Source organism: Leisingera coralii (assembly GCF_049056525.1).
Lineage (GTDB): Bacteria > Pseudomonadota > Alphaproteobacteria > Rhodobacterales > Rhodobacteraceae > Leisingera > Leisingera coralii.
The window spans coordinates 1-9,121 of sequence record NZ_JBHUPT010000027.1; the positions used below are offsets into that span (position 1 = coordinate 1).

A 9,121-nucleotide genomic window follows, 5' to 3' on the forward strand; every position below is an offset into this window, starting at 1 on the left:
GGTTTCTTCGAACGCCAAGGCTTCGTCGTGGACCGGCGCCGCGACTTTGAGCGCAGCGGTGTGAAGATCCACAACTACCGGATGGTCAAGATCCTCGGCTGATTTGGGGCGGCGGCCTGCCCGCAGCGGGGCAGGCCGCGCAGCACTCAGGTCAGCAGATCGAAGTCATGCATCAGCGGCAGCCGCCGGGCGCGCTTGCCGGTGAGGTCGAACAGCGCGTTCGCCAGCGCCGGGGCCGCAGGCGGGGTGCCGGGTTCGCCCGCGCCGCTGATGTGGGTCTGTTCTTCCAGGATCCGCACCTCCACCTGCGGCATGGTGTGCATGCGGATGGCGTCGTAGTCGGGGAAGTTCGCCTGCTCTGCAGCACCTTCGGCAAAGGTGATCTCGCCGAACATCGCTGCCGACAGCCCATAGGCCATGCCGCCAAACATCTGCGCTTCCAGGTTGCCCGGGTCCAGTGCAACGCCGAGGTCGGCGGCGATCCAGGCTTTCCTGAGGCGGATCAGCCCGTCTTCCTCCGCAACCTCGATCACCTGCGCCACCGGGGTGCCAAAGCTGTAGGTCATGGCAACGCCCCGGCCCACGCCGTCAGGCGTCTTGCCGGTCCAGCCGGACATTTCCTTGACTGCCTCCAGCACCTTGGCCGCGGGCGCCCATTCCTGGCGGGTGAGGGCCAGCCGGAATTCCAGCGGGTCGGCACCGGCTGCATGGGCCATCTCGTCCACGAAGCTCTCCATGAAGAAGCCGTTGAAGGACGCTCCGACGGACCGCCAGGCGCCGATCGGAACCTGCAGGTCCGCGGCGTGGCCGCGGATACGGTAGTTGGGGATGCCGTAGGGCTGGTTGAAGGCCCCGTCGACCAGCGTTGTGTCCGGGCCGGCAGGGGTCATGCCGAACCAGCGGTTCATCAGCTGCGGGGTCAGCGCCTGGCTGGCGATCTGGCCGTCCAGCAGCACCGCGCTGCCGTCTTTCACGGCGCCGCGCATCCGGGCCATGGCGCCGGGGCGGTAGAAGTCGTGGGTCATGTCCTCTTCCCGGCTCCAGGTGAGCTGCACCGGGGTGCCCGGCATCTGCTGCGCCAGCTTGGCGGCATGGACCGAGAAGTCCATCTCGCCGCGCCGCCCGAAGCCGCCGCCCATCAGCGGGGTGTTCACCTCGACCTGCTCCGCGTCGATCCCCAGGGCATCGGCGCAGTGGTTTCGGGTGAGAAGCGGCCCCTGATTGCCGCTCCAAATCTGCAGTTTGCCGCCGTCGTAGAGCGCGGTGGCATTCAGCGGTTCCATCGTCGCGTGGGCAAGGAAGGGCACCTCGTATTCGGCGGATACTTCCTGCGCGCCTTGGGGAATTGCTGAGACATCGCCATCATCGCGCAGGGTGGAGTTCGGTTCAGCGTCAAAGGCAGCACGGATGGCATCCTGGATTTCGCCCTGTGTCTCCGGAATGGGCGCGGGGCCCCAGTCTGCCACCACTGCCTCGGCGGCCTGGATGGCGAGCCAGGTATTGTTCGCGACCACGGCAAAGGCATTGCCCAGATCCACCACTTGTTCGACGCCTGGCATCTGCAGCGCTTCGCTTGCGTCAAAGCCGTTCATGGCACCGCCCAGATGCGGATTGGCCTTGAGGGCTGCAAACTTCATTCCCGGCAGGCGAACATCAATACCGAATTCCGCGGTGCCGGTGGCCTTGCCGGGCATGTCCACACGCGGTTGCGCCTTGCCCAGCAGCTTCCATTCGCTGCGGTGGCGCAGCTGGGCCTCGACCGGTTCCAGCCCTGCCGCTTCGGCGGCCAGATCAGTATAGGCAATCTCGATGTTGCCGGGCGCAATCACCTTGCCGTCCTTGGTGGACAGCTGGCTGCTGGAAATACCCAGCCTGTTGGCCGCGGCAAGCTTCAGCGTTTCCCGGGCAGAGGCGCCCGCCGCCCGCATCCGCTCATAGCCGTCCTTCATCGAGGAGGAGCCGCCAGTCACCTGCATGTCCATCAGCTTGCCCGCATGGCCAAGCGCCTCACCCAGTGAATGCATGAAGCGGGACTTGTCGTAACCTTTGGAGGGGATCACCTCCCCCAGCAGGGCAGAGTTGTAATAGGCGGTGGCGGCCGGGCCGTGGATGACCTCCACCTGATCCAGCGTCACGTCCAGTTCCTCGGCGATCAGCGCGGCCCAGGTGGTGTGCACACCCTGGCCCATCTCGGCGCGCGGGGCGATCAGGGTGATCTTCTGCTCCGAGATCATCACAAAGGGATTGAAGGCCGCTTCACCCGCGCCGGGTTTCAGCGGGTTCGGGGCAGGGCGGCTGACGTAATAGGCGCCAAAGGCAACCCCGCCAACGATGGCGGCGGACCCGATCAGGAAGGAGCGGCGGGCGATTTTCTTGAAGCTGGCCATGATTTACGCCTCCTGGATCTTCTTGGCGGCGGAATGGATGGCCACGCGGATCCGCGGGTAGGTGCCGCAGCGGCACAGGTTGCCCTGCATCGCCTCGTCAATCTCCGCATCCGAGGGCGCCGGGTTTTCTGCAAGCAGGCTGGCCGCCTGCATGATCTGGCCGGACTGGCAGTAGCCGCACTGGGCCACCTGATGCTCGACCCAGGCCTGCTGGATCGCCGCCATCGCGTCCGGCGTGCCGAGACCCTCGATCGTGGTCACCTCGCCCCAGACATCGGACAGCGCCACCTGGCAGGAGCGCACCGCCTCGCCGTCGATATGGACGGTGCAGGCGCCGCAGGCGGCCACGCCGCAGCCGAACTTGGTGCCGGTGAGGCCAACCTCATCCCGCAGAACCCAGAGGAGGGGAACATCATCAGGCAGGTCCACCTGATGGGTTTTTCCATTGATGCGCAGGTCTGTTGGCATGGCGGGGCTCCCTTGCTGTGCTCCTGACAAAAATAACGAGTTTTGTCAGGGTGTCAATTGACATTTTTTACAAACAATGTCAGAAGCGGAAACATGAACATGGCAGGCATTGATCCGAAACAGCAGGCAATCCTGGAGGCCGCCTGGGCGGCGTTCTCCACCTATGGATTCCGCAAGACCTCGATGGATGACATCGCCAAGGGCGCAGGCATGTCGCGGCCCGCGCTCTATCTGCATTTCAAGAACAAAGAAGCGATCTTCCGGGCGCTGGTGGCCGCCTATTACGGCACTGCGGCTGCCGGGGTGCGGGCCGCGTTGGCGGAACCGGGGCCGCTGCCGGAGCGGCTGCTGGCGGCCTTTGAAGGCCAGGCCGGGGAGGGCGTGCAAATGATGATGTCCTCGCCGCACGGGATGGAGCTGTTCGAGATCACCAAGAGCGTCGCCGCCGAGGTGATTGCGGAGGGCGAAGCCGCCCTGAGCGGGATTTATGCGGCCTGGCTGGATCAGCAGGCCAATGCCGGGAAAGCTGTGCTGAGCGGCGATGCCGCCGAGGTCGCGCGCACCATCTGCGCTTCCCTGAAGGGCATCAAGCAAACGGCTGGCGATTATGCCGAGTATCAGGCCGGGGTGCGCCAGCTGGCGGCCCTGTTCGGGGCCGGGCTGACGCCGCGCTGAGGGGCGGGGCCGGACGCACCGGCCCGCGCGTGCCTTACAGCTCGGTGCGCAAGTGCCAGAGTTCTGGGAACAGCTCCACTTCCAGCATCCGTTTCAGATAGCTGACGCCGCCGGTGCCGCCGGTGCCGCGCTTGAAGCCGATCACGCGCTCCACCGTGGTCACGTGGTTGAAACGCCAGCGGCGGAAGTAGTCCTCGAAGTCCACCAGTTTCTCGGCCAGCTCATACAGCTCCCAATGGGCTTCCGGCGCGCGGTAGACCTCGGTCCAGGCGGCCTGCACCGCCTCATGCGGCTGGTAGTGGGCGGAGACATCCCGGTTCAGCACTTCCTCCGGCAGCGGGAAGGACTGGGACAGCGCCCTGAGCGCCACGTCATAAAGCGACGGCTGCGCCAGCTCCTCCTCCAGCAGCTCCACCAGGTCCGGGCGGTGCGAGTGCGGCTTCAGCATCGCCTTGTTGCGGTTGCCCAGCATGAACTCGATCAGCCGGTACTGATAGGACTGAAAGCCGGAGCTTTGCCCCAGCGCATCGCGGAACCGGGTGTAGTCCGAAGGCGTCATGGTGCGCAGCACGTCCCAGGCGGAGTTGAGCTGCTCAAAAATGCGGGCGACCCGCGCCAGCATCTTGAAGGCCTGCCGCGCCTCGCCGGTCAGCAGCTGCTGGCGCGCCGCCTTCAGCTCGTGAATGGCCAGCCGCATCCACAGCTCTGAGGTCTGGTGCTGGATGATGAACAGCATCTCGTCATGGGTGTCGCTCCAGGTTTTCTGGGCGTTCAGCAGCATGTCGAGCGACAGGTAATCGCCATAGGACATGCGCCCGTCAAAGGACATCTGGGCGCCATCGTCGGCGGGGTCGTAGGGTTGGGTCATCGTTGCGTTCCTTTTCCTAAGTGTAGCATAAGTCAGGGAAAGGAATGCGTCCTCCGGTTCAGGGTGCCGCATTGGGCCAGGCGGCGCCACAGCGCAACCCAGCCCGCCGGGCGGCAGAGCGGCAGATGGTATGAGCGGCTGAGGCGCATCAGGTGACCGCGTGGCGGACCATGTATTCCGGCCGGTCCCACAGGGCGTTTGTCATGACATCGGCGATGATCTCGACCGCGGCGTGCACGTCGCCTTCGTCAATGTACAGCGGGGTGAAGCCGAACCGCATGATATCCGGCGCCCGGAAATCGCCGATCACGCCGCGGGCAATCAGCGCCTGCATCGCGGCATAGCCCTCGTCGAACTTGAACGACACCTGGCTGCCGCGGAACGCAGGGTCGCGCGGCGAGGCCAGCTCCAGCTGCGGGCAGCTCTTCTCGACTTCGGCGATGAACAGGTCGCACAGCGCGATGGACTTGGCGCGCACGGAGTTCATGTCCGCCATGTCCCAGATATCCATTGCCGCCTCCAGCGCGGTCAGCTGCAGGATCGGCGGGGTGCCGACGCGCATCCGGTCGATGCCGCTGCCGGGCCGGTAGTCGAGGTCAAAGGCAAAGGGCGCCTCATGCCCCAGCCAGCCCGACAGGGCGGGGCGGGCGGTCTCCGCGTGGCGCGGCGAGACATAGATGAAAGCCGGCGCGCCGGGGCCGCCGTTCAGGTATTTGTAGGTGCAGCCCACCGCGAAATCCGCGTTGCATCCGGCCAGATCCACCGGAATGGCACCGGCCGAATGGGCGAGGTCCCAAACCGTCAGCACACCAAGCGCGTGGGCCTTCTCCGTTAGCGCCTTCATGTCGTGCTTGCGGCCGGTGCGGTAATCCACCTCGGTGATCATCAGCACCGCGATGTCCTCAGTGATGGCGTCCTCGACAGCTTCCGGGTCCACCACCCGCAGCTCATAGTCCGGCCCCAGCGACTTCAGCAGCCCGTCCGCCATGTACAGATCGGTTGGGAAGTTGCCATTGTCCGACAGCACCACCTTGCGGCCCGGGTTCAGCTCCAGCGCCGAGGCGACGGCCTGGTAAACCTTGATCGACAGCGTGTCGCCCATGACCACATGGCCGGGCTCCGCCCCGATCAGCCGCCCGATCCGGTCCCCCAGCGCCTTGGGCTTGTCCATCCAGCCGGCCTTGTTCCAGCCGGTGATCAGCATCTGGCCCCATTCGTCCTGCATCATCGACCCGACCTGCTCCTTGGCGGCGCGGGGCAGGGGGCCCAGCGAGTTGCCATCCAGATAGATCACGCCTTCCGGCAGGTCGAACATCGCCTTGGTTGCAGCAAAATCGGTCATAGGGGCCTCGCGTGCCATGAGGTATTTCAAGCTTAAAGCTTTTCGCGATTGCTACCGCATCCGCATCATTCTGTCCAGTGCCTAGCGCCCGACGGGCTGCGGGTCCGGGATGCCCAGCTCGGCACGCTTCTTCTTGGACAGCTTCGCAGTGACCATCTGATAGGACAGGGTGATCTGCTCCTTCAGCTCCGTGTCCGTGAGGCCATCGTCGTCAAATTGCTGCAGCCACTTCATCCCGCGCGACGCCAGATAGGGCGCCGGGCGGACACCGGGGCGCTCCTGCAATACCTCAAAGGCGATCTCGCCGGCCTTGAAGGTGAAGGCATCCCTTCCGTCAGCCCAGCCGCAGACCGCGAACAGCTTGCCGCCCGCCTTCCAGACGTCCGAGTTGCCCCATTGCACCACATGCTCCGCCGCAGGAAAGGTCCCGCAAAAGCGGTTGAACCCGTCCCGGTCCATCAGGTCTGCCCGCCCGCGATCTCGATGCATTGGCCGTTCACCGACCCGGATCCCGGCCCGCACAGCCACAGGGCCGCGGCGGCGACCTCGCTGGGCTCGATCAGCCGCTTGTGCCGGTTGGCATTCACCATCACGTCCAGCGCCTCCACCGCGCTCATGCCCGCGCGCTGGGCAATCGAGGTGATGTTGCGCTCGACAATCGGGGTGTCGACATAGCCGGGGCACAGCGCGTTGAAGGTAAACGGCGTGCCCAGGTAGTCCTCGCTCAGCGCCCGGGTCAGGCCGATCATCCCGTGCTTGGTGGCTGAGTAGCAGGCAGCCCCCTTCAGCCCCCGCAGGCCGGCAATGGAGGACACGGTGATCACCCGCCCCCAGTCGGTCTCCCGCATCGACTTGAAACACTCGCGGATGGTCAGGAAGGCCCCGTCGAGGTTGGTCGCCATCATGTTGCGCCAGAACTCCATCGAGGTCTTGTGCAGGGCCGCACCCTCGGCAACGCCAGCATTGGCAACGCAGATCTGGACCGGACCGCGGGCCGCCACCGCAGCACCGACCTTGGCCGCCACGTCCTCCTCGCTGCGCACATCCATCGCCAGCGGATATAGGCCCCCCGTTGCAACCTGCTCCAGAACCTCCTGCCTGCGTCCGGTGATGGTGACCTGTGCGCCCTCAGCAGCCAGAGCCTGGGCAATCGCCAGCCCGATCCCGGTGCCGCCGCCAGTGACCAGCGCGTGCTTGCCTTGCAATGTCATGATACTCCAGACCTCCCTGTTTTGCGGGCCAGCCTAACCGGGCCGGGGCATCTGGCAACCCCGCCGTGCCGTCACGCCGCATGGGTCAGGCGTTTACAGTCACATTCGCATGTGTGAATGTCGCTGCAAACCTTCAGGGAGATTTCCGATGAAAGCCATTGCCGCCCTCAGCGCAGCCTTGCTGATGCCCCTTGCCGCACAGGCCAGCGAAGACATTGCCGACCAGTACCCCCAGTCCGAGCTCTATTCCAAGCCGGTGGAGGTGATCCCCCATGTCTTCTCAGCTATCGGCGCCACCGCGCCGCCGACCTATGAAAATGCAGGCCACAACAACAACCTCTCCTTCATCGTAACTTCCGAAGGCGTGGTGGTGGTGAACGCCGGCGCCTCCGATGCCTTGGCCAAGGCGCTTCATGACGAAATCAAGCAGGTGACAGACCAGCCGGTGGTGCTGGTGATCAACGAAAACGGCCAGGGCCACGCGATGCTGGGCAACGGCTACTGGCGCGACATGGGCGTGGACGTGCTGGCCCACGCGGAGGCGATTGCCGAAACGCAGGAAAACAGCGACCTGATCCTGCAAAGGATGCGCGGTTATAACAAGGACCGGGCGGGGCAGACCCGCGTCGAACACGCCAACCTGTCCTTCGAAGACCGCTATGACCTCACCCTCGGCGGGGTGGAGATGCAGGTGCTGCACCTCGGCCCGGCGCATGATCCGGGCGACATTCAGGTCTGGATCCCGGAGTGGGACCTTCTGATCGCCGGCGACATCGCCTTTCACGAACGCATGCTGCCGGTGTTCCCGCATACCTGCACCAAATGCTGGGTTGAGACCTGGCAGGAGAAGCTGGAACCGCTTGAGCCCGCCTATGTGATCCCCGGTCACGGCCATCCGACCAATTTGCCGCAGGTGCGGCGCTACACGCTCGACTACCTGACCGACCTCCGGGCCAAGGTCGGCGCCCATATCGAGGCGGGCGGAGACCTCGCCAGCGCTTACTATGTTGACCAGGAGCGCTGGAAGGCCCTCGACACCTTCGAGGAGCTTGCCACCAAAAACGCGGGCCGGGTTTTCGAGGAAATGGAGTGGGAGTGAGCCCGCCCCGCTGCGGTACACAAAAATATACTTAGTCAAACCGGTGAATTTGTGCAGGATCATGCCGCATGCCGGAACAGATTCGTCGTTTCCGCGGCATGGAGGGCATTTTGTCCTTTTCTTTCAGTCCCGGCCGAACCGGTCTGGACGGCCAGGACGGATAAGGGAAGACTGCCCGCGATGTGCATGATTTCAGGACATATTCTGAAAATGGGCGAGAGCTGATGAAGTGGTTCGATGTGCCGCCCGTCTGGCTCGCGGGATTTGTCCTGGCCGCATGGCTGCAATCGCAGCATTTTACGCTCAGGCTCTCCTTCGGCGGTGCCTGGGCGGAATTCCTGGGCGGCATCCTCCTGGGGGGCGGCCTTTTGCTGGCGCTGCTCGCCATCACCGAGATGCGGCGGCAGAAGACCACGGTCCTGCCGCATCAGACACCCAGCCGCCTGGTGCAGTCGGGGATCTTCAGCCGCACCCGCAATCCGATCTACCTGGGCGATGTGCTGATCCTGGCGGGCCTCATCCTCTGGTTCGACGCGGTGCTGTCGCTGCCGCTGATCCCGGTGTTCCTCTGGGTGCTGGAGAGACGCTTTGTCATTCCGGAGGAGGACAGGATGCGCCGGACGTTCCGCGCCGGCTGGGCGCGCTACGAGCAGAAGGTGCGCCGCTGGGTGTGACCGGAACGCGGCGTTGCGGCATGACTTTGCGGCAATGCAGCAAAATCCTTGCGCAATAATCTTGCGCATTGTAGATGAAATCATTGTGATCCGTACCTAGAGGATGCTGGCACGGGCAGAACGAAGGGGGACCGACAAGGTGAAGATAGGGACACCAAAGGAAACATTTGCGGGCGAAAACCGCGTTGCGATGACGCCGGACTCTGCGCGTCAGCTGCAGAAGCTGGGGTATGACTGCGCGATCGAGGCCGGGGCGGGGGCGGCGGCGGGGTTTTCCGATGCCGCTTATGAAGCGGCCGGCGTCGAGATCATCAAGACACCCGCGGCGCTGTGGAAGGCGTCCGATATCGTCGCCAAGGTGCGCCAGCCCGACGCCACCGAGCTGAAGCGGCTGACC

General features: G+C 64.8%; 9 protein-coding genes and 1 pseudogene. 4 read left to right on the forward strand and 6 right to left on the reverse strand.

Annotated features, from left to right (window positions below; translation table 11 throughout):
* Nucleotides 1-146: 146 nt before the first annotated feature.
* On the reverse strand, nt 147-2,387 hold the full coding sequence (locus ACFMBG_RS10575) for a xanthine dehydrogenase family protein molybdopterin-binding subunit (RefSeq protein ID WP_421054657.1): 2,241 nt from the start codon (nt 2,385-2,387) through the stop codon (nt 147-149).
* Nucleotides 2,388-2,390: 3 nt separating this feature from the next.
* Nucleotides 2,391-2,855: a (2Fe-2S)-binding protein gene (locus tag ACFMBG_RS10580; RefSeq protein ID WP_421054658.1), complete on the reverse strand. Its 465-nt coding sequence runs from the start codon at nt 2,853-2,855 to the stop codon at nt 2,391-2,393.
* Nucleotides 2,856-2,948: 93 nt separating this feature from the next.
* Here ACFMBG_RS10580 and ACFMBG_RS10585 point away from each other — a divergent pair, with 93 nt between their 5' ends.
* A complete protein-coding gene (locus tag ACFMBG_RS10585; RefSeq protein ID WP_421054659.1) occupies nt 2,949-3,530 on the forward strand; it encodes a TetR/AcrR family transcriptional regulator in 582 nt (193 codons plus the stop codon).
* A gap of 34 nt (nt 3,531-3,564) precedes the next feature.
* On the opposite strand, the gene kynA is transcribed toward ACFMBG_RS10585, so the two are convergent.
* From kynA to ACFMBG_RS10605, 4 genes are all read right to left on the reverse strand, one after another.
* The gene (kynA, locus tag ACFMBG_RS10590) at nt 3,565-4,398 is read right to left on the reverse strand and encodes a tryptophan 2,3-dioxygenase (RefSeq protein WP_421054660.1); all 834 of its coding nucleotides are present in this window, start codon (nt 4,396-4,398) and stop codon (nt 3,565-3,567) included.
* 148 nt (nt 4,399-4,546) lie between these two features.
* A complete protein-coding gene (gene kynU / locus ACFMBG_RS10595; RefSeq protein WP_421054661.1) occupies nt 4,547-5,740 on the reverse strand; it encodes a kynureninase in 1,194 nt (397 codons plus the stop codon).
* 81 nt (nt 5,741-5,821) lie between these two features.
* Nucleotides 5,822-6,199, reverse strand: coding sequence for an MmcQ/YjbR family DNA-binding protein (locus ACFMBG_RS10600; RefSeq protein ID WP_421054665.1), 378 nt, complete (start codon nt 6,197-6,199; stop codon nt 5,822-5,824).
* The gene (locus tag ACFMBG_RS10605; protein ID WP_421054662.1) at nt 6,199-6,951 is read right to left on the reverse strand and encodes an SDR family NAD(P)-dependent oxidoreductase; all 753 of its coding nucleotides are present in this window, start codon (nt 6,949-6,951) and stop codon (nt 6,199-6,201) included. Before ACFMBG_RS10605 ends, ACFMBG_RS10600 begins: the two co-directional genes overlap by 1 nt.
* 148 nt (nt 6,952-7,099) lie before the next feature.
* On the opposite strand from ACFMBG_RS10605, the gene ACFMBG_RS10610 reads away from it, so the two are divergent.
* The 3 genes and pseudogenes from ACFMBG_RS10610 to ACFMBG_RS10620 all read left to right on the forward strand — a co-directional run.
* Nucleotides 7,100-8,050 (forward strand): MBL fold metallo-hydrolase, encoded by a 951-nt coding sequence (locus ACFMBG_RS10610; RefSeq protein WP_421054663.1) that lies wholly within the window; start codon nt 7,100-7,102, stop codon nt 8,048-8,050.
* Nucleotides 8,051-8,274: 224 nt separating this feature from the next.
* Nucleotides 8,275-8,724, forward strand: coding sequence for a methyltransferase family protein (locus tag ACFMBG_RS10615; protein WP_421054664.1), 450 nt, complete (start codon nt 8,275-8,277; stop codon nt 8,722-8,724).
* A 139-nt stretch (nt 8,725-8,863) separates the two neighbouring features.
* Nucleotides 8,864-9,121: pseudogene (locus ACFMBG_RS10620) on the forward strand (Re/Si-specific NAD(P)(+) transhydrogenase subunit alpha); the annotation flags it as partial.

Excerpts from the sequence above, each read along its gene's own strand:
- ACFMBG_RS10575 (WP_421054657.1), bottom strand. The coding sequence starts at position 2,387 with ATGGCCAGCTTCAAGAAAATCGCCCGCCGCTCCTTCCTGATCGGGTCC.
- ACFMBG_RS10580 (WP_421054658.1), bottom strand. The coding sequence starts at position 2,855 with ATGCCAACAGACCTGCGCATCAATGGAAAAACCCATCAGGTGGACCTG.
- ACFMBG_RS10585 (WP_421054659.1), top strand. The coding sequence starts at position 2,949 with ATGAACATGGCAGGCATTGATCCGAAACAGCAGGCAATCCTGGAGGCC.
- kynA (WP_421054660.1), bottom strand. The coding sequence starts at position 4,398 with ATGACCCAACCCTACGACCCCGCCGACGATGGCGCCCAGATGTCCTTT.
- kynU (WP_421054661.1), bottom strand. The coding sequence starts at position 5,740 with ATGACCGATTTTGCTGCAACCAAGGCGATGTTCGACCTGCCGGAAGGC.
- ACFMBG_RS10600 (WP_421054665.1), bottom strand. The coding sequence starts at position 6,199 with ATGGACCGGGACGGGTTCAACCGCTTTTGCGGGACCTTTCCTGCGGCG.
- ACFMBG_RS10605 (WP_421054662.1), bottom strand. The coding sequence starts at position 6,951 with ATGACATTGCAAGGCAAGCACGCGCTGGTCACTGGCGGCGGCACCGGG.
- ACFMBG_RS10610 (WP_421054663.1), top strand. The coding sequence starts at position 7,100 with ATGAAAGCCATTGCCGCCCTCAGCGCAGCCTTGCTGATGCCCCTTGCC.
- ACFMBG_RS10615 (WP_421054664.1), top strand. The coding sequence starts at position 8,275 with ATGAAGTGGTTCGATGTGCCGCCCGTCTGGCTCGCGGGATTTGTCCTG.